The sequence below is a fragment of the Peribacillus sp. NPDC097197 genome (assembly GCF_050278025.1).
GTDB lineage: Bacteria > Bacillota > Bacilli > Bacillales > DSM-1321 > Peribacillus.
On record NZ_JBNNST010000001.1, the window covers coordinates 15,380 to 35,725 of the forward strand.

Consider the following 20,346-nt stretch of genomic DNA (forward strand, 5'->3'; position numbering starts at 1 on the left):
TGTAAAGTGGTTCTCTTTTTTGTTAGGAAAGAAAAAATCGTCTATTATAGTGAAATAACTAAGAAATCGGAGGATTGAAGGGATTGATTATATGGATAATTTAACCATAAACCTTGTGCCAAATAGTCATGAAGATAATAAGTGGAAGCGAAATGGTTAGCGCTAAATGAAGAAATCATTCCTTTTTGTAAGCGTTTTTATTTTATTAGAATATAAATCCTGTTTACATTGTCAGAATATTCGTGTTACTATACGAACAAGCTCAATTAATGAAGGAGAAAATCAATTGTCTAACCTCTATCTTACGATGGATAGTTTGGGGTATATTCTACCTTTTATATAGGCTTAGCGTAGTCAGTTTTTTATTTGATATTTAATATTAGAATATTTAAAAAATAGGAGTGGAATCCAGTGAGCAGAAAAGAATACATCACAGAACGAATGTATAAGGCTTCAACGGGAATCGCTAATGCTGTATTGGTAACATTAGGGATCGGTTTATTGTTTGAATCAATAGGAGGGTATTTAGACTGGGAAGTCTTCCTTGCAATCGGCGGGGCTACTAAGGTCTTGTTGGCACCAGCTTTAGGAGCTGGAATAGCATACCAACTCGGGGGTAATTCGTTGGTCATCTTTAGTGCGATGGCTTCAAGTGCGGTCGGTGGAGCTGCAATTAACCGAACGGCAGAGGGGGCTTTTACGATTGTCACCGGTCAGCCGATCAGTGCTGTTCTGGCTGCATTGGTTGCCACGTATGTCGGTAAACGTTTGATAGGGAAAACCAAGTTGGATATCATGGCCATCCCGTTGGCTGCTGTCCTTGTCGGAGGGGTGTCAGGTTATGGACTTGCGCTTGTTACGACACCGTTACTGACTTGGTTAAGCGGTCAAATTACCGCCGCTGTTTCCGGTTCTCCTTTAATTGGTTCCATGGTCATTGCGTTAGTCTTTAGCATTTTATTGATGACACCGGCTTCTTCCGCTGCTTTAGCAATTGCGCTCCAGTTGGATCCCGTTTCTAGTGCGGCAGCGTTAATTGGGTGCACTGTTCAGTTTGTTGGCTTTACTGTCATGTCTTATAAAGATAATGATATGGGCGGTTTTCTAGCCCAGATGGTCGTGACTCCAAAGGTTCAATTTCCCAACTTAATAAAGAATCCGTTATACGTCATTCCGCCATTCGTGGCAGCTATTGTCTGTGCTCCAATTGCCACGATGGTCTTTGATTTTCAAGTGTCTTATGAGCTTGGAGGAATGGGGCTAAGCTCCTTAATCGCTCCGATTGCCGTACTGACGGGTCAAGGGTTGTATACGTTTCTTATCTATGTGGCAGTAGGGATGGTGCTGCCCGCCTTAATTACCATCGTTTTACACCGGGCCTTGAAAGTGATGGGGAAAGCCCATGCCGGGGACCTTCACTTGAAAATCTCATGAATCGATAGAGTTTTAGAAACCAGCTTGGTCAGGGAACCAAGCTGGTTTTTATTTATGTGGGGATTAGGGTAAAATGGGGAGGAAAGCAATACCAAAGATAGGATGATATATTTGATAAAAGAAATAGATGTAAAAGTTAAAACTAAATTCGTAAGTAAAATCGCAAAAGGCTATCCTCTGATTGCCAAGGAGGCGATTGGCAACCTCAATGACCTTCAGGAAGAAGGATGCTTGTTGCGATTGGTCGACGAAAACAATCGCTTTCTTGCCAAGGGCTATTATGGAAGACAGAATAAAGGCTATGGATGGGTGTTGACGCACAAAGAGGGCGAAAACATTGACCAGGAGTTTTTCAATCAAAAAATCCAGGCTGCTTATGACTATCGAAAGCCTTTCTTCAAAGATAACGAAACGACGGCATTCCGCTTCTTCAATGGTGAGGGAGATGGAGTTGGCGGGATAATCATTGATCACTACGAGGGCAACTATGTCATAAACTGGTATAGCAAGGGAATCTATTCATTTAAAGACTATATTATTAAAGCCTTGCAGAATACGGTCAATGTCAAATCCATCTATCAGAAGAAACGCTTTGATACAAAGGGACAATATGTAGAGGAAGATGACTTTGTCATGGGTGTGCAGCCGGAATTTCCACTTATCGTCAAGGAAAATGGTGTTCAATTTGCGGTTTACCTGAACGATGGAGCAATGGTAGGCGTTTTCCTCGATCAACGTGATGTTAGAATGACCATCAGGGATAAGTATGCAAAAGGGAAAACTGTCTTGAATATGTTCTCTTACACCGGTGCCTTCTCTGTATTTGCAGCTTTAGGCGGTGCCATTAAAACGACAAGTGTGGACTTGGCTAACCGCAGTTTGCCTAAAACGATTGAACAATTTAACGTGAATGGAATTGATCCAGAAGCGCAGAACATCGTCGTAATGGATGTATTTAATTACTTTAAGTATGCGATGAAGAAAGCTCTGAAATTTGATATAGTCATCCTGGATCCGCCGAGTTTTGCCAAATCAAAGAAGTTTACCTTTAGTGCTGGTAAAGACTATACGAACTTATTGAAAGATGCTATTGCCATTACAGAGGACAATGGAGTGATTATTGCATCTACGAACTGTAGCACCTTTGATATGAAAAAATTCAAAAGCTTCATTGACGCGGCATTTAGAGAAATGAATGGAAAATATGAATTGATGGAAGAGTTCACGCTCCCCACCGATTTTAGAACAAATTCGAACTTCAAAGAGGGCAATTATTTAAAAGTGGCATTTATCAAGAAAATCAAAGGATGAAATCCCTATGTAGGTATGCAACGGTCTGGAATAAGACTGTGCATACCTTTTTTATGTATCGAATAGGAATGAAATTAGTCGTATATAGTCGGTTCATCATACTTTCTGTTTATCAATGAAGGATAAGCATATTTTGGCCGAATGCTAGAAGCGATGAAGAATTGAGCTGTATAGTAGGTAAGCATGATCAGGGGACCGGCAAAGGTAATATCTTCGACGAATTTATTCCAGGATAAAATGGAGTCTGAAATGACAAACAGCAAACCACCGATAATGGCGGCTGCCTTCCCAGTCATGAATGCGGTCCAGCCCATGATGGAAATCACGGTTATATAGCAAATGACGGGAATGATCAAACTGCTCTCCCCCTTCTCAGTCAAAGAAAGAACTATTTCCCGGCCAATCCAAGTGGAATAGACCCCAATAGGAAGAATGCTTGCCATGCGCAGCCATGAAAAATTCCACTGGTTCAAGAATGCGACAATATAGAAGATGTGTCCAATCAAGAAAGCCGTTAGGCCAATAACAAACCAGATTAATAAGCCGTCACCTAGCATGCAAAAGAATAGACCAAGTAATACAAGTTGTTGATAGCGGGTCATACGATCCATATTTTTGGTGTAGGCATAAAACAGGATCAATATCATGGGGATAATCTTGAATAGAATCTTTATAGCTAACGGTTCTTCAGGTATGAAAAATATATAGAGTAAGCCCATGATAAGAATTCCAGCAGGCAGCCACTTATTCAATATTCTACCCCTCCTCGCGTTCTTTCTCCTTTAATTCGATTTAAGGAAGGGAAAATCCTTTTCTGATGAAAACTTGTTAGAAGACAATTAAGGAATAAAAAAATAGACTCCAAATCTCTTGGAGTCTATTTCATACGAAGCTTATATAGTAGGATCCTCTTTTACAAAGGCCTGTTTTACCCAGTTCTTACCCTCGACAAGCCGTGTGACAAGCATAGCGCACACGGTATTCCCTGTTGAGTTTAGAAGTGTAGCGGGTGCATCGATAATGGTAGAGATGACAGCAATAATTGGTAAGACTTCGATAGGGAAGCCAAACACGCTTAGAATCAACATTTCCCCAATCATGCCACCTCCAGGAATGGCGCCCATGACCGCACCGACTAAAAAGGCCACGGCAAGGATGCTTAGAATGCTGGAAATACTCGTCATATCTTTGCCGAATAGGGTGAAAAGGAAAACAATCTTCAAGACACCACCAAATACAGAACCATCTTTATGTGTGTTGGCCCCAAGTGGGATGATTGTTTCGGCAATATCCTTTGGTACACCCATTTTTCGGACGTATTCCAAGTTGACTGGAATCGAAGCCGCACTCGAGCAGGTAGCGATGGCTGTAATGGAAGGCGTGAATGCGTTTTTCCAGAACAATTTAATACCCTCTTTGCCACCAGCAAGAAAGGCATATAGAGTGAAGAACCCAAAATAATAGATCACGGTCAAAATGAGATAAAGAACGAATGTGCGTGCATAGCCTTCTAAAATTTGTGGTCCAAGCTGACCGATGATGGAAGCGAAGTAAGCGCCTAGACCAATCGGTGCATAATACATGACAATTTTAACGACTTTCATCATCACAGCCGTACCAGCTGATAAAAACACAGTAATCGGTTTGGCTTTTTCGCCGACTAATGCGGTGGAAAGTCCAATTAAAACAGAGAAGACAATTAACTGTAGCATATTGCTTCTTGAGAACAGTTCGGGAAAGTCGGAGACCGTAACCGTTTGAACGAGCTGGCTAAGTAATGAAACCTCTTCAACAGGCTCCTGTGAACCACCATTTTCCATTAGTTCTTTAATCGCAGTGGTATCTGTGCCTTCCAATGGATTGATGATAGTTGTCCCAACGAAGCCAATTACGGCAGCCAGCGCAGCTGTTGCTAAGAAAACGAAGACGATGCTGCCCATGATTTTCCCTAGACGATTCATCCCATTCATATTGGCGATGGCCGAAGAGATACTGAAAAATACCAGTGGCACAATTATTGTGAACATTAAATTTAGAAATAAGTCCCCCAGCGGCTGGATGATGGAGGTCTTCTCTCCAAATATCAGACCAGCTATACCGCCAATAATAATTGCCGTCAGCAATATTAGTGAGGATCGATAGTTTTTAAAGAAGCTTTTCATGAAATATTCCTTCCTTTCAGGATGTGGCTAACAATAATTACACGCTCAATTATCAGCTTTAGAGCGTAGTTTGACAATAATTAATTAAAGGAAGTTTAGTTAAAAGAATAATCAGATAAAAATAGTGCGGTGAGTTAGCAGTTGGCATTTGAGAAATCTCTCATGTGTTATGTAACAATAAATATCAGAATCTTTGTGAAAATATGTAGGCCTAGGGGGCAATTTGGTTGACCATGTACGGATTAGAAAAGGTGAATTCGATAAAACACTGAAATAGCAAGGAGATATGTTCCATTGGCCAACGAGGTGGATATGCCTGTTACCAAGTACCGTGGATGCTGGGGCAGTTGAAAGTTTAGTGGGATTCCAGTCTTTAAGAACCAGCCCTTGCAGGATGTAGAAGGCTTGATGAGGTTACTAGGTGGAAAAGGGGGTACCCTTCGATTAGCGTAATGAGGAATATAAATAATAGGGAGAGATTTGTTAGAATAATCGGCTTATTTAGGAAGGGTTAGCTATATCCTTTTTTCGAAAATTAGGCTATCATGGAATGAATTTGGAAGGGTTAGTTTTTACTTATAAAGCAAGCATTTCCTATATAGGAAGTAATGGAGAGGATACGATGGAAAGTCAGTTTCAGACGAATGAAATTATAGATGTTTGTTTGCTTGCAGGGAAAATCATGCTCCAAAACGGGGCGGAAACCTCCAGGGTGGAAGATACGATGGTTAGGATAGCGGCCGCTTTTGGTTGTGATGAATCGCATAGCTTTTCAACGCCGACAGGAATTATCTTCTCCTTGGATGGGGAACACCCCGCCTCTAAGCTAATCAGGGTTTCCCAAAGGTCCACTGATTTACACAAGGTGACGTTAGTGAACAGCATTTCCCGTAGCATATCAAGTCGGGAAATGACGCCACAGCAAGCTTATTCCCGTCTGAAGGAAATAGAAAAGGAAGGCATGGGGTATTCCGTGTGGGTACAGATTTTTGCAGCCTTCATATCAAGTGGTTGTTTTTTAATTATGTTCCAAGGACAGTGGAGTGATTTTATCTGGTCGTGTATCGCCGGAGGGTTAGGGTTTTCTTGCCTGCTGTATTTGCATTGGTTATTGGAGGTCCGTTTTTTTGCCGAGTTTATCGCTTCGTTAGTTGTGGGCATGGCCGCTATGTTATTTGTGCAATTCGGTTTGGGTAGTCAGTTGGATAAGATCATTATTGGAGCCGTGATGCCACTTGTGCCGGGATTATTAATTACGAATGCAGCAAGGGATTTAATTGCAGGGCATTTAGTTTCAGGGCTGTCCAAAGGAGCAGATGCAGGTTTGACCGCCTTGGCCATTGGTACTGGGATTGCGGTTGCCTTTGTTTTCCTATGATGTTGGGGAGGTAGAAAAATGATTGCACAGTTAATTACAAGTTTTATTGCCTCTGCTGCATTTGGAGTCATTTTCAATGTGCCAAAAAAATCGTTGATTCAATGTGGTACGGTTGGAATGGTAGGTTGGTTTCTCTATTATTATCTGGTCGAAAATGAGATAAATAGCATTGCTGCTACATTGGCAGCGGCATTCCTCGTAGCAGTTATCAGCCAATATTTTGCGAAGAGGTATAAAACACCGATTACAATCTTTAATGTGTCAGGGATTATCCCACTCGTACCTGGGGGACTATCCTATGATGCGATGAAGCATTTTGTGGAAAATGATTTCAATATGGCCGTCCAGCTGGCAGCAAAAGCATTTATGCTAGCAGGGGCGATTGCCATGGGTTTGATTTTTGCTGAGGTTATGAATCAGTTAGTGAATAAATACAATAAAAGAAAATTAAAGAGGCTAAATAAGATATAGAAATAGCTGGAATGTTACCAAATAGGAAAAGAGGGGAAAAATGATCCCCCTCTTTTCCTATTTGGGTTAAATTGAATCCTTCATCCCCGTATTAGCCTTGACTAATATTTCATCATATTTCTTGGCATCCGCTTTTTTACTGGACAACAAGGTTCCTACGATTGCAGCGATAAAGCCAATCGGGATGGAGATGATTCCTGGATTTTCAAGAGGAAAGAGCGGATTCCCTACAAAGATGGCATTCCCATCCGGAGACCAGACATTCGGGCTTAAGAACACGAGCAACAGGGAGCTGACTAGGCCGACAAGCATGCCTGTGACTGCTCCGGCTGTGTTGAAGCGTTTCCAGAATACCGTAAAGAGAATGATGGGAAGATTGGCGCTAGCGGCAACGGCAAAGGCAAGGGATACAAGGAAGGCAACATTCATATTTTGGGCAAATAGAGCAAGGATGATGGAAAGGATGGACACACCGATGGATGCCCAACGAGCGGCTACGACTTGTTCTTTATCAGTGGCTTCACCTTTACGAATGATATGACCATAAAAATCATGGGCAAAGGCGGAGGCGGCAGATAGAACAAGACCGGCCACAACCGCTAAGATGGTAGCAAAAGCAACGGCTGATACAAAGGCGAAAAGGAAATCTCCGCCTAGGGCTTCAGCAAGCAAGGGAGCAGCCATATTGCCAGCAGAATTCGCTCCAACGATTTTGTCATACCCTACGAAGGCTGCTGCCCCGAATCCAAGGAATATGGTCATGATATAGAAAATTCCAATGATCCATGTAGCATAGACCACGGACTTTCGCGCAGTGATGGCATCTTTCACTGTAAAGAATCGAATGAGTATATGCGGAAGTCCAGCCGTTCCTAGCACGAGGGCCAGATTGAGTGATAAAGTGTCCAATGGATCTTTAAACTTGTTTCCTGGGTTCAGGAAATCACCTCCGAGAGGAGTGGCTGTTTTCATCTGCCGGAACATCTCCAACACACTGAAGTCGAATTTTGCCAGTACGATAATGGAGATGATGAATGTCCCGGCCATCAATAAAACGGCTTTGACGATTTGCACCCAGCTAGTTGCGGTCATCCCACCAAATACGACGTATACGGTCATTAAAACCCCAACAATGATAACGGAGTATAAGTAATCGATTCCAAGTAATAATTTTATGAGGGCGCCTGCACCGACAAGTTGGGCAATCATATAAAAGGTAGAAATGGAAATCGTATTTAAAGCAGCCACGCCGCGTACCTTCTTTTCATTGAAGCGTGCAGCAATCATGTCGGCAAGAGTGTATTTCCCAAGATTACGAAGGGGCTCGGCTACAATATAGAGTACGACGAGGTAAGCGACTAGAAAACCGATGCTATAGAAGAACCCATCGAATCCAGAGAGTGCGACCATCCCCGCAATTCCCAGAAATGAAGCGGCGGACATATAGTCCCCGGCTATTGCCCAGCCATTTTGCCAACCGGTTAGACTGCTATCCGCCGTATAGAAGTCAGCTGTCGTTTTGGTGCGGCGTGAGGCAAAGAAGGTTATGACCAAGGTTAGACCGACTATGAGAAGAAATAAGACAAAAGCAAGTACATTCATGCCCTCTTCACCCCCTTCCTTTCGCTTCTTTTATAATATGTTCGACAAGCTTGTCGAAAGTTGCAGCCTTTTTGGAGTAAAGCACACATAGGGTCCATGTCATGATGAATTGTGCGAAGGCAAGCACCCAGGCCCAACTGATAGCGCCGAAAGCATTTGAATTCAGGACTGTAGAATAGGAAGTGAGAATGGGTAAGGAGAAATAAAAGACCATGAAAAAGATGGAAAGTGGAACGATGAACTTACGTTTTTTTCTAAGGAGATCTTGAAATGATGGTGATTGGACAATTCCGGTGTAATTTGTGGAAGCGCTTACTTTTTGATCTTCAGCCATTGATTCATTTGATGGCAATGTGGTTCCCCCTTTATAAATCAAGATAATTTACCTAGTGGAGCCCGATAACACTCTCAGTATATATTTATTAGAATATTTTGTAAATTTAATTTTAAAAAAATCCCCTTTTTTTGTTCGACATAGAATTTAGTAAAGCGTAGAAAAGAAATCTTCGTTCATTTGTTACATATAAAGGCAGCCATCATTAAGGAAAAGTTAAGCTTCTTTCGTAATACTGATTTCATCATACATCTTTAAAAAAGCAGGCTGATGTTGTCAGGTTTTCTTTTATATATATAAAGGGGTAGGATTAAAATATATTTACAGGAGGATTTTGTCGGGAGGGAGACTTTTGATGAAGGTATTAGTGGTAGAGGATAATGCTTCATTATTAGAGTCAATGAGGCAAATTTTAGAGGATGAATATGAAGTGGATACAGCTGATAACGGGGAAGATGGGCTCTTTTTGGCCCAGCAACGTATATACGATATCATTCTTTTGGATGTAATGCTTCCGGGTATGGATGGATTCGAGATCATCCGCCAAATGAGGAACGCCAAAATTGATACGAGTGTTTTATTTTTAACCGCAAAAGATTCCCTGGAGGATCGGGTAAAGGGCCTGGAACTTGGAGGGGATGATTACTTGGTCAAGCCATTTCAGGCAGCCGAGCTTAAGGCAAGAATACGGGCTCTTCTGCGTAGGAGTGGAATTCTTTCGCTTGAGCAAGGTTGGAAGTACCGAGGAATTCAATTGTTGGAGAAGGAAAAGGGTATTTTGGTAGAGGGTGAGGCGGTAAGACTAACGCTGAAGCAATATGAATTGCTCGAATACCTCATTCAAAACAAAGGAAAAATCCTTACCCGTGAACAGATTTTTGACCGCATCTGGGGGTTTGACTCCGATACGACGATTGCAATCGTTGAAGTGTTTGTGCACCATTTAAGAAAGAAATTGGAACCCTTTCAATACCATAAGGACTTACAGACTATCCGAGGAATTGGCTATATGTTAAAACAACCTTAAGGGGGGTTAGCATGTTTCAAAAAACGAGGCTTCAGTTGACATTATTGAATTCAATCGTCTTCATAGTTCTTATTGCGATATTAAGCAGAACAATTTATTTCTATACGGAAAATCAGATTTATAAAGAAGTGAATGACTCCTTACGTGAGCAAAGGATTGGGGGAATGCCGGGGGGAATTCGTCCCCCAGGTGAATTTCAGTTAGGCCCAGGTCCGAGTGTGATCGTTTGGGGTCCGAATGAAACAATCATTGAGCCAAGGTTAAACGAAAACAGTTTCTTCAAGGTCAATGAACCAGAGTTTTTCCCGAAAACGTTTGATGAGATTGAAGAAATTTCTGTCGATGGTGCTACATACCGGGCGGTTTCCACACAGGTAGAAACAGAATACGGAAAAATGACGTGGCAATTCATTCGGAATGTAGATTCGGAAAAAGCTATGCTCAATCGCTTATTGCTCATATTGCTCATGGGTGGGGGGATTGGAAGCCTTTTGGCCATTGGAGCTGGTTACCTTTTGGCGGGGAGGGCCCTCATCCCGATAAAAAAATCATGGGAGCAACAGCAGCAGTTCGTTTCCGATGCTTCGCATGAAATCAGGACACCGCTTGCTGTCATTCAATCGAGAGCCGATTTGTTGTTTCAATCACCTTCCGCGACAATCGAAGATAAAGCGGTCGATATATCGATTATTTCTAAAGAAGTGCGACGTTTGAATAAGTTAGTTACAAGCCTTTTAACCTTGACTCGAACGGATTCCAATCAAATTGAGGTTACAAAAGGAAGGTTTTTCTTCGATGAAGTCATTAGCGAGATTGTTGAACAGTATATCGATATAGCCTCTTTTCAGAATAAAACAATGGTTAGCTTAGTCCCGGAGCAGGTTGAGTTTTTCGGGGATAAAGAAAGAATTCATCAATTACTGGTGATATTAGTCGATAATGCATTGAAGTTTACGGAAAAAGGCGGGAAGATTTCGATAACCTGCGTCAAGAGCGCTTCGTCCATCATTCTATCTGTAGAAGATGATGGGAAGGGGATTCCTCAAGAGGAACTATCGAAAATCTTTGATCGATTTTATCAAGTGGAACAATCCCGTTCCTTAAACGAAGGGTCAGGGCTTGGTCTCTCTATTGCCAAGTGGATTGTCCAAATGCATCAAGGGATTATTAAAGTGACGAGTGAAGAGAGAAAACGCACGCGTTTCGAAATTACCTTTCCAAAAAAACCAAAGATATAAATAAAAAGATAGGCTCTAATTTCCCCTTTTATCTTAAGGGAAAGTTAAGGGTCTTTTTTAACCCTAAGTTTTTTTGATCGTTGCTGTTTCGTTAGATGTGGATATAGAGAAACCAGTTGGGGAAACTTTTAATAAAATGGGTTTGTCAGTTACCAAATATTGTATTGTGCTTATAGAAAAAAATTAATTGCACTACAAAAAATATTAGTATAGTATATAAAATTGAAGAGGTACGGACAAGGTATTTTGGCTAAAAGAGAAAACGCTTGCATAATTCTTTTAAGGTACCAGTTAAAATAAATTAAATTCACCTAAGTGGAGGCCGCATAATGAAATTTCTGATAGCAATTTTAGGGCTGATCGTCGTTTTTGGACTTGCTGTATTAGTGAGCAGTGACCGTAAGAAAATCAAAGTTAAACCAATCATCATAATGATCCTGATTCAGCTTATCTTGACGTATATATTATTAAATACGAAGTTTGGTCTTGTCATCATCAATGCTATTGCTGACGCATTTGGAATGCTTTTGAAATGGGCCAATGAAGGGGTAACATTCGTCTTCGGCGGAATCGTCAATGAAGGCGCATCACCGTTCTTTTTAAATGTTCTTCTTCCGATTGTCTTTATATCCGCCTTAATTGGTATTTTACAGTATTTAAGAATCCTTCCATTCATTATGAAGTGGATTGGTTTACTAATCAGTAAAATAAATGGGATGGGTAAGCTTGAATCCTATAATGCGGTTGCTTCGGCTATCGTTGGTCAATCAGAAGTATTCATTACTTTGAAGAAACAGCTGGGTGCCATACCGCCTTCACGTATGTACACGCTTTGTGCATCGGCCATGTCCACTGTATCCATGTCGATTGTAGGAGCTTACATGACTATGGTTGAGCCAAGGTATGTGGTGACAGCCATTGTTATTAACATGTTTGGTGGATTTATTATCGCTTCTATCATCAATCCATATACAGTTTCCGAGGAAGAAGATATTCTCGCTGTTGAAGAAGGGGCAGAAAAGCAATCCTTCTTCGAGATGCTCGGAGAATATATCATGGATGGATTCAAAGTGGCGATAACTGTTGCTGCCATGTTAATTGGTTTTGTCGCATTAATCGCTGGTATAAACAGCTTATTCGACTTGATTCTAGGTATTAGCTTCCAAGAAATCCTAGGATATATCTTTGCTCCATTTGCCTTCATCATGGGTGTTCCGGCATCTGAAATTGTATCTGCTGGTGGAATCATGGCCACTAAATTAGTGACGAATGAATTCGTTGCCATGTTGAGCTTAGCGGATGCTGGATTCAGTGAGAGAACTTTAGGTATTGTATCGGTGTTCTTGGTATCTTTTGCAAACTTCTCATCAATCGGGATTATCGCTGGTGCAGTTAAAGGACTAAATGAAAAGCAAGGGAACGTTGTGGCACGATTTGGCTTGAAGTTACTTTATGGTGCGACGCTTGTCAGCATTCTATCAGCCATCATCGTCAGTGTCATCCTTTAATAGGTTCCAGGCTATAATAAATGATTATGTAAGGCACTTAGGTTGATTCCTAAGTGCCTCTTTTTATAGAATGGCATGACATGAAGGAGTGTAGCGCCATCCAATCTTCAAGAGACTAGAAGGGTTTTCTTGTTTGGATATGTAATAATAAAACAAAATAAATAGTCGGAAAGGGTGCCAAGTGTGACAGTGAATGATAGAGAGATCGCGACCTTTGCAGGGGGATGCTTTTGGTGTATGGTAGCTCCCTTTGATGAAATGGATGGAATGATTGAAGTGACTTCGGGTTATACGGGCGGGAAGGTTCGCAACCCCCGTTACAAGCAGGTGATTTCAGGTCAGACCGATCATGTAGAAGCGGTTCAGCTAGTGTTTGATCCTCGCCTCATTTCTTATAAAGATTTACTTCGGATATTCTGGCAGCAGATTGACCCTACCGATGTTGGTGGACAATTTTCTGATAGGGGTAATCAATATAAATCTGCGATATTTTATCATAATGATCGTCAACGATTAGAAGCCGAGGAGTCTAAGAAAGAATTAATGGAGAATAATCTGTTCGATGACCCCATCGTAACGGATATTTTACCGGCCATGGAGTTTCATCCTGCCGAGGAATATCACCAGGATTTCCATAAAAAGAATCAATTTAGGTACGCCTTGTATCGTAAGGGTTCAGGCCGCGATGCTTTCTTAAAAGAAAACTGGCCTAAGGATCAATCCCACCTTAAGGAAATCTTGACTGAGAGGCAATTTTTCGTTACACAGGAAAATGGGACAGAGCCACCTTTTGACAATGAGTACTGGGATCATTTTAAAGAAGGCATCTATGTGGATGTCGTTTCTGGAGAGCCCCTATTCAGCTCCAGGAATAAGTATGATAGTGGATGTGGATGGCCAAGCTTTACAAAGCCGATCATGTCTGCCAGTGTTCATGAAAAGATTGACGTAAGCTATCGATCTACCCGTACTGAGGTGCGGAGCAGGGAAGGCGATTCCCATCTAGGACATGTGTTTTCGGATGGTCCTGCCCCCAAGGGAACTCGTTATTGCATCAATTCGGCTGCACTTCGGTTCATCCCTAGAAATGAAATGGAAGAGGAAGGATACGGAGACCTATTATTGCTATTTCAAATGAAGTGATGTTGTTGAGGGATGGAAGATGCAAGATAATTCATAAGCATATGAAAAGGACCAAACTCCATTATGGAATTTGGTCCTTTTCATTAGTTTTTATAATTTAAATGAACTCTTCAAGCTAACGATTTGATTGAAGACGAGCTGATCGGATGACGTAAGTTTAGGATCGACATTGTAATAGCCATGTCTGAAAAACTGGAATTTATCCTGTGGCTTGACGTCTTTCATATTAGGCTCAACAAATCCTTGTAAGACTTCTATGGAATCAGGGTTAACCCGCTCTAAAAATGATTTTTCTTCTTCTTCATTTTGCTCATTATCCAAGATTAAAGGTTGGAAGTTACGGAATTCTGCTGAAATAGCTTGTGTAGCTTCGACCCAGTGAAGTGTCCCTTTCACCTTACGGCCGGTGAAACCAGATCCGCTCTTTGTTTCAACATCATATGTGCAATGAAGCTCAATGACATTTCCAGCCTCATCTTTTATCACGTCTTCGCATTTAATGAAATAAGCGTGTTTCAAACGGACTTCATTACCCGGGAAAAGACGGAAGTACTTTTTCGGTGGATTCTCCATGAAATCATCTTGCTCGATGTATATTTCACGTGAAAATGGAATTTGTCGAGTACCCATCTCAGGTACTTCGGGATTGATTTCAGCTTCAAGCATTTCAACTTCACCTTCTGGATAGTTGGTGATGACGACTTTAAGTGGCTTTAAAACACCCATGGTACGTGGAGCCTTCAGCTTCAAATCCTCACGGACAAAGTGATCAAGCATTTGGGAATCGACGACACCACTCGTTTTAGCAACACCTATTTCCTGGCAGAAAGCACGAATCGCTTCCGGTGTATATCCCCGTCTCCGTAAACCGGAGATGGTAGGCATACGTGGATCATCCCAGCCGTCGACAAATTTCTCATCGACAAGCTGTTTCAATTTACGCTTGCTCATCACCGTATTCGTCAGGTTTAAACGGCCAAATTCATATTGTTGTGGTTTGCTTTCCATTTCACAATTATCAACAATCCAGTCATAAAGCGGACGTTGATCTTCAAACTCCAACGTACAGATGGAATGAGTGACGCCTTCAATGGCATCCTCAATTGGGTGAGCAAATGCATACATCGGATAGATGCACCATTTATCTCCTGTATTGTGGTGTTCCGTATGGGAAATACGGTAAATAACAGGATCCCGCAGGTTAATATTTGGCGAGCTCATATCGATTTTTGCACGCAATACCTTTTGGCCATTCTCAAATTCGCCGTTACGCATCTTTTCAAATAGCTCAAGGTTTTCCTCAACCGTTCTATTGCGGTAAGGGCTATCTTTTCCAGGTTCCGTTAATGTTCCACGATATTCACGGATTTGGTCTGCATTTAGGTCATCCACATAGGCTAGACCTTTAGTGATTAGCAATACAGCCTTTTGATACATCTTATCAAAGTAATCGGAAGCAAAGAAAAGGTTATCCCAGTCATAACCAAGCCATTTGACATCTTCCTTGATGGAATTGACATACTCAATATCTTCCTTCAATGGATTCGTGTCATCGAAACGCAGGTTCGTTTTCCCATTGAATTCATCAGCCACACCAAAATTCAGTATGATGGATTTTGCGTGCCCGATGTGTAAGTAACCATTTGGCTCAGGAGGGAAACGGGTGACGATATGATTATGTTTTCCGGACTCTAGATCATCGTTTATAATATTTTTAATAAAGTTTGAAGAGTTATGTTCCAACAGAATTCGACCTCTTTCATTTATATACTTCTTTTAATTTTACCTGTATATATACCATAAATACAGACATTTTTCCATGTTCGAGCCGGAATGGGGGGAGTGAGGATATATTCTGAAACAATTCATCTAGTATTTAGTTTGCACATTTGGGAAGAATATATCCCTGAAACTTTGGTGGCAACTGATAAATCTATATAACTAGTATTGTTCAGAAAAGAAGCAATGCAGAGTTTCTCTGCATTGCTTCGGATGGTGTCATTTAAAATACAGTCGTTTGTAAAAATTCCTTCGTCCGTTCTTCTTTTGGATTGGAGAAAAATTCCGTAGGTGGGCCGCTTTCTATCACACGTCCGTTGTGCATGAAGACAATCCAGTCTCCTACTTCACGGGCAAAGCTCATCTCATGGGTCACGACGACCATTGTCATGCCTTCAATGGCCAGTTCCTTCATTGTCGCTAATACTTCACCGACAAGTTCCGGGTCGAGAGCGGAAGTGGGTTCGTCAAAGAGTAGGATATCCGGTTTCATGGCTAGTGCCCGAGCTATGGCAACCCGTTGTTTTTGCCCACCCGATAGTTTGCTTGGGTAGACATCCGCTTTATCCGAGAGTCCCACTTTAACCAATAACTCTTTTGCTTCCTTAATGGCTTGGGCCTTAGGGACCTTCTTGACGTGAGTAGGTGCTTCTATAATATTCTCAAGCACTGTCATATGTGGGAAAAGGTAAAAATGCTGAAAAACCATGCCCACTTTTTCCCGAATCTTATTAATATCATGTTTTCCAGGCTGAATCTCTGTTCCCTCGATCAGGATCTGTCCACTGTCCTTTTTCTCTAAATAGTTCAAGCAACGGAGCAATGTACTTTTACCAGAGCCACTAGGGCCTATCAGGCAGACTACATCGCTATCCAGCACCTTCATATCGATATCCTTAAGCACATGAAGATCTCCATATGATTTATTCAAGTTTCTTATGCGAATCATTTCTTTTTGTTCCATGTTCATTTCCCCCTATCGATCGCTAATGGACAGTTTCTTTTCGAATGCATTGACGGCTATGGTTAAGATTGCTACAAGTATCAAGTAATAGACGGCTACAATCAGAAGGTAAGTCATTTCATCAAAGTTATTAGATCCTAACGTAGTGGCAACGTTAAAGAGCTCATTCATTGAGATGAATGCGGCTAATGAGGAATCCTTAAGGCCGATGATGAATTGATTGCCTAGTGGTGGCAGTGCACGGCGGAAAGCCTGTGGCAGGATGATTCTTCTTAGTGTGAGAGACTTGCTCATTCCTAGCGAGCGACCAGCTTCCACCTGTCCTTTGTCGATGGATTGAATCGTTCCACGAAGTATTTCCGAAATATAAGCACCGTTATGGAAGGCGAGTGCAAGAGATGCTGCCCAAAAATCAGGAAGCAGGAAGATGTTACTAATACCAAAGTAAAGGATGAATATTTGTACGATCAATGGTGTACCCCGGACTAGGAATACATAAGCATCTGAAATCCATGCGAGGATCTTAATATTAGAAATTTTTAAGAGTGCAAAAAGTAATCCGATGACGGTCCCCACTAAAATGGATACGACAGTAAGCTCCAAGGTGAGGAGCATGGCTCGGATGAACACATCCGAAGAGCTAAATAATGTATCAAAGAAATGTGAAAAACTTGGCAATGGAACAACTCCCTTTCTATCTATCTTTATTCAGGTTTGGTCGTGATATCTTCACCAAAGTACTTTTTGCTGATTTCAGCAAGCGTTCCGTCTTCACGGAGATTGTCGAGTGCTGCATTGACACGTGCGAGCAACTCAGGGTTATCTTGTGGCAGTACAATCGCCTGCTCACTCCGTTCAATCAATTGTCGTCCTTCAATTTCAAAGCCTTCTTTCACGGCTTCTTTTCCGGTGACAAAATCCGTTATGACAGCATCATGACGCCCTCCGCTCAATGCTTTAAGGGCCGTGATGTCGCTATCATAGGTTTTTACATTGGTTGTATATTCTTCAGCGGTGTTTGCGTATGTAGAACCTTTAGACGCGGCTACTTCTTTTCCTTTTAAATCCTCGATTGTCTCGATATCACTATCAGGGCGCACAAAGATTTGAGGACCAGAGTAGTAATAGGGAGTAGAGAAGGAAACGTGTTTACTACGCTGTTCATTGATGGTATGACTGGCAACAGCTGCATCTGCCCGACCAGTCTTGACCCCTTCAACAATTCCTTTGAATTTTATTCGCTTAGGAACTGCTTCAAGTCCTAATTCTTTGGCAATGGCCGTTCCCACCTCGACATCAAATCCAGTTACAGTCATGTCATCATTGACATAGCTGAATGGTTTGAATTCACCTGAGGAAGCGAAGATGAACTGATCCTCATTAATCAGCTTACTACCATCTTCAAGCTGATCCTTCTCAGCACAGCCGGACATGAGACCAAGAATGACCAATAATGCAAGAATGAATTTTACTGATAATTTCATGATTATTTCTAATCCCCCTTTTAGGTACTGATAAAGTGTTTTATACCCAACATGTCTTCTGTCATAACCTCCAATTTTGGGAAGAACGTCCCAAAATGTCCAAATATCAAAAAAAATCGTCCTTAATCAGCCCATTCTTGTCTTTTAATCTCTTTTACTATGCAATTCTTAGAGGTTCTAGGACTTTGCATTTACTTCTTCTCCCGTTATGTTCAAGCCACTGGATAGCTGGGTGTCTATCAAGTCATTGAAAATCCAATCGAAAAAAATCCCCCTTATTAAAACGGTACGCAAGTGGAAACCACCGAAGAAATAATAAAAAAGCCGGTATACGGGGATGTATTACCTTCCAATCCGGAGTGGGTGTTGAAAGCAGTACAGGTTTCAGACAAGGATTATCGTGCTTATTAATCGGGGAGTAATGGACTGACTTTAACATTGCTGACGAAATAAAGTATAATAGAGCCAAAAAGACGAAGGGCAGTTGGGATAATGGTGAACAACTTTGTGCAAGAGCAATTACAGGCATACCGTGAAAAAAATGAAGATAGAGGACGTTTGATAATAAAATGTCCGGATCAACCAGGCATAGTCGCAACGGTAACGGCTTTTTTAAAAGAATATGAAGCGAATATTGTTGAATTGAGTCAGTATTCCATGAATCCAAATGGCGGGACTTTTTTTACTAGAATTGAATTTGATTGCCCCAACTTAAAAGCGAAATCAGGAGACATGGAAAAAGATTTTCAAGAAATTTCAGAAAAGTTTTCCATGCAATGGACGTTCAATTACGTTAGTGATTTAAAGAGGACGGCGATTTTCGTTTCGAAAGAACCACATTGTCTACTTGAGTTGTTATGGGAGTGGCAAAGCGGCAATCTACTAGCAGATATAGCGATGGTCATCAGTAATCATGAAGATACTAGGGAAATTGTCGAATCCATGAATATTCCTTTTTATTATATTCCGGCAAATAAAGAGATTCGTAAAGAAGTGGAAGCGCAGCAGCTTAAATTGCTGGAGGACTTTAAAATTGATTTAATCGTATTGGCTCGATATATGCAGATTTTGACACCCGATTTCGTGGCAGCCCATCCGAATAAAATCATCAACATCCATCATTCATTCCTACCTGCATTCATAGGGGCTCGACCTTATGAACGCGCATATACCCGCGGTGTTAAGTTGATAGGGGCAACATCCCACTATGTGACAAATGATTTAGATGAAGGTCCCATCATCGAGCAGGACATAGAACGTGTCGATCACCGTGACTCTGCAGAAGAGATGAAGAAAATTGGTCGTTCTGCAGAACGCAGGGTACTTGCTCATGCTGTGAAGTGGCATTTGGAAGACCGTGTTCTTGTTCATGAAAACAAAACAGTCGTCTTTTAAAAACAAAAACCCTCTATTGGCAAGTAGCCTTGCCAATAGAGGGTTTTACTTTGGAAACCGGCAACTTAGTAAGTATATTCCACTCTTACTGTAGCGGTAATGTTCAATTCACCAGGTTGGATGGGGGTAGTGGCTGCTTTGGTGTAGGAACTGGTTTGGAAAAGAACAGGAGGAGTTGTTTCCGACATTTCTTCAACGAGAGTGGGAATGGGGTTTAAGGTAACTCCTATCGTTCTCGCCATGGAGAGTGCTTTTTCATAAGCATTCTTTAAAGCTAGTGAAAGGGCTTGATTGTAATAGACCTCTGGAGTGGACAAGGAAAAACGGATATTGGAGATGGAATTGGCCCCATTGCTGACAGCCGTGTCAATTATGATGCCAATGGCCTCAATCTCAGTTGTTTGGACTTGGATTATATAATGGACCTTATAATTTTTAAACTGTTCTTTTCCACCAACATAATCATATTGCGGGTCAATCCTATATTCACTCGTTTTCAATTGATCTTCGGAAATGCCAATGGACTTCAGTCCAGCAATGACTCGTGCAATGCTTTGTGAATTGGCTTGTTGAGCCTTCCGGGGGTCCTCATCCTCTGTTATGACCCCCAGGGTAATGGTCGCCTGATCAGGGGCAGCCTGAAGCGTCTCAGAGCCGGACACCTTTAAAGCGTGAGGGTTATCAAGATAATTTCGATTGGGGGTGCTAAATTCCTGATTCATAAGACACCAACCTTTTATAAAAGTGAGTTTATCCTATTGTACGGGACCGTAAGGGAAAACATGCTCCCTTTTGTTGAAGGATTGATCGAAAGAATAAGGATATAAAAAAACACTCGGTTTCAAACCGAGTGCATGTTATTTATGAATGACCTGGACCCTGCCAACTTGGCCGTCTGTCAACCGTACTTTTATTCCATGTGGGTGACTGCTAGAGTTTGTTAAGATGTCCTTTACTGTACCACTTGTTAGTTTTCCGCTTCGTTGATCTGCTTTCAGTACAATGTCTACAGAGGTTCCTGGAGTGATATCTTTTCGGTTTTTACCGTTCATTTTACTTCAATCCCTTTTAGAGGTATTTGCAAGTTACTGCAGTCCCTTCAGTATAAGGAAAACA

At 41.5% G+C, this 20,346-nt stretch carries 19 protein-coding genes; 9 read left to right on the forward strand and 10 right to left on the reverse strand.

What is annotated here, in order from left to right:
- Positions 1-441 precede the first annotated feature (441 nt).
- Both ACQKL6_RS00075 and ACQKL6_RS00080 read left to right on the forward strand, forming a co-directional pair.
- On the forward strand, positions 442-1,434 hold the full coding sequence (locus ACQKL6_RS00075) for a PTS transporter subunit IIC (protein ID WP_427650481.1): 993 nt from the start codon (positions 442-444) through the stop codon (positions 1,432-1,434).
- Positions 1,435-1,536: 102 nt separating this feature from the next.
- Complete coding sequence (locus tag ACQKL6_RS00080) at positions 1,537-2,745, forward strand: class I SAM-dependent rRNA methyltransferase (protein WP_427650187.1); 1,209 nt, start codon at positions 1,537-1,539, stop codon at positions 2,743-2,745.
- A gap of 74 nt (positions 2,746-2,819) precedes the next feature.
- Here the strand turns inward: ACQKL6_RS00080 and ACQKL6_RS00085 are convergent, their stop codons facing one another.
- Entirely contained in the window at positions 2,820-3,497 is a 678-nt protein-coding gene (locus ACQKL6_RS00085) for a lysoplasmalogenase (protein WP_427650189.1), read from the reverse strand.
- A gap of 141 nt (positions 3,498-3,638) precedes the next feature.
- A complete protein-coding gene (locus ACQKL6_RS00090; RefSeq protein WP_402870052.1) occupies positions 3,639-4,907 on the reverse strand; it encodes a dicarboxylate/amino acid:cation symporter in 1,269 nt (422 codons plus the stop codon).
- A 622-nt stretch (positions 4,908-5,529) separates the two neighbouring features.
- On the opposite strand from ACQKL6_RS00090, the gene ACQKL6_RS00095 reads away from it, so the two are divergent.
- Complete coding sequence (locus tag ACQKL6_RS00095) at positions 5,530-6,285, forward strand: threonine/serine exporter family protein (RefSeq protein WP_402870054.1); 756 nt, start codon at positions 5,530-5,532, stop codon at positions 6,283-6,285.
- An 18-nt stretch (positions 6,286-6,303) separates the two neighbouring features.
- The gene (locus ACQKL6_RS00100) at positions 6,304-6,756 is read left to right on the forward strand and encodes a threonine/serine exporter family protein (protein ID WP_402870056.1); all 453 of its coding nucleotides are present in this window, start codon (positions 6,304-6,306) and stop codon (positions 6,754-6,756) included.
- A gap of 66 nt (positions 6,757-6,822) precedes the next feature.
- On the opposite strand, the gene ACQKL6_RS00105 is transcribed toward ACQKL6_RS00100, so the two are convergent.
- A complete protein-coding gene (locus ACQKL6_RS00105) occupies positions 6,823-8,358 on the reverse strand; it encodes a solute symporter family protein (protein ID WP_427591674.1) in 1,536 nt (511 codons plus the stop codon).
- Between the two features lie 7 nt (positions 8,359-8,365).
- Positions 8,366-8,692 carry a DUF485 domain-containing protein gene (locus ACQKL6_RS00110; protein ID WP_427650483.1) on the reverse strand — a complete coding sequence of 109 codons (327 nt, stop codon included), beginning with the start codon at positions 8,690-8,692 and terminating at the stop codon, positions 8,366-8,368.
- 355 nt (positions 8,693-9,047) lie between these two features.
- On the opposite strand from ACQKL6_RS00110, the gene ACQKL6_RS00115 reads away from it, so the two are divergent.
- From ACQKL6_RS00115 to msrB, 4 genes are all read left to right on the forward strand, one after another.
- Entirely contained in the window at positions 9,048-9,719 is a 672-nt protein-coding gene (locus tag ACQKL6_RS00115; RefSeq protein ID WP_427650191.1) for a response regulator transcription factor, read from the forward strand.
- Between the two features lie 11 nt (positions 9,720-9,730).
- On the forward strand, positions 9,731-10,957 hold the full coding sequence (locus tag ACQKL6_RS00120) for a sensor histidine kinase (protein ID WP_427650193.1): 1,227 nt from the start codon (positions 9,731-9,733) through the stop codon (positions 10,955-10,957).
- Positions 10,958-11,286: 329 nt separating this feature from the next.
- The gene (locus tag ACQKL6_RS00125; RefSeq protein ID WP_402870067.1) at positions 11,287-12,465 is read left to right on the forward strand and encodes a NupC/NupG family nucleoside CNT transporter; all 1,179 of its coding nucleotides are present in this window, start codon (positions 11,287-11,289) and stop codon (positions 12,463-12,465) included.
- A gap of 183 nt (positions 12,466-12,648) precedes the next feature.
- Positions 12,649-13,608: a peptide-methionine (R)-S-oxide reductase MsrB gene (gene msrB, locus ACQKL6_RS00130; RefSeq protein WP_427650195.1), complete on the forward strand. Its 960-nt coding sequence runs from the start codon at positions 12,649-12,651 to the stop codon at positions 13,606-13,608.
- 90 nt (positions 13,609-13,698) lie between these two features.
- Here the strand turns inward: msrB and ACQKL6_RS00135 are convergent, their stop codons facing one another.
- The 4 genes from ACQKL6_RS00135 to ACQKL6_RS00150 all read right to left on the reverse strand — a co-directional run bounded on the left by ACQKL6_RS00135 (position 13,699) and on the right by ACQKL6_RS00150 (position 17,835).
- Positions 13,699-15,351: a glutamine--tRNA ligase/YqeY domain fusion protein gene (locus tag ACQKL6_RS00135; protein WP_402870072.1), complete on the reverse strand. Its 1,653-nt coding sequence runs from the start codon at positions 15,349-15,351 to the stop codon at positions 13,699-13,701.
- A gap of 259 nt (positions 15,352-15,610) precedes the next feature.
- Positions 15,611-16,351 (reverse strand): amino acid ABC transporter ATP-binding protein, encoded by a 741-nt coding sequence (locus ACQKL6_RS00140; RefSeq protein ID WP_402870075.1) that lies wholly within the window; start codon positions 16,349-16,351, stop codon positions 15,611-15,613.
- A 12-nt stretch (positions 16,352-16,363) separates the two neighbouring features.
- The gene (locus tag ACQKL6_RS00145; RefSeq protein ID WP_402870078.1) at positions 16,364-17,029 is read right to left on the reverse strand and encodes an amino acid ABC transporter permease; all 666 of its coding nucleotides are present in this window, start codon (positions 17,027-17,029) and stop codon (positions 16,364-16,366) included.
- A 26-nt stretch (positions 17,030-17,055) separates the two neighbouring features.
- Positions 17,056-17,835, reverse strand: a complete 780-nt coding sequence (locus ACQKL6_RS00150; protein WP_402870080.1) for a transporter substrate-binding domain-containing protein — start codon at positions 17,833-17,835, stop codon at positions 17,056-17,058.
- A 492-nt stretch (positions 17,836-18,327) separates the two neighbouring features.
- On the opposite strand from ACQKL6_RS00150, the gene purU reads away from it, so the two are divergent.
- Positions 18,328-19,230, forward strand: coding sequence for a formyltetrahydrofolate deformylase (gene purU, locus ACQKL6_RS00155; protein ID WP_402870082.1), 903 nt, complete (start codon positions 18,328-18,330; stop codon positions 19,228-19,230).
- Between the two features lie 65 nt (positions 19,231-19,295).
- On the opposite strand, the gene ACQKL6_RS00160 is transcribed toward purU, so the two are convergent.
- Both ACQKL6_RS00160 and ACQKL6_RS00165 read right to left on the reverse strand, forming a co-directional pair.
- Positions 19,296-19,952: an SIMPL domain-containing protein gene (locus ACQKL6_RS00160; RefSeq protein ID WP_402991168.1), complete on the reverse strand. Its 657-nt coding sequence runs from the start codon at positions 19,950-19,952 to the stop codon at positions 19,296-19,298.
- A gap of 135 nt (positions 19,953-20,087) precedes the next feature.
- On the reverse strand, positions 20,088-20,282 hold the full coding sequence (locus tag ACQKL6_RS00165) for a YwbE family protein (protein ID WP_057914066.1): 195 nt from the start codon (positions 20,280-20,282) through the stop codon (positions 20,088-20,090).
- Positions 20,283-20,346 lie beyond the last annotated feature (64 nt).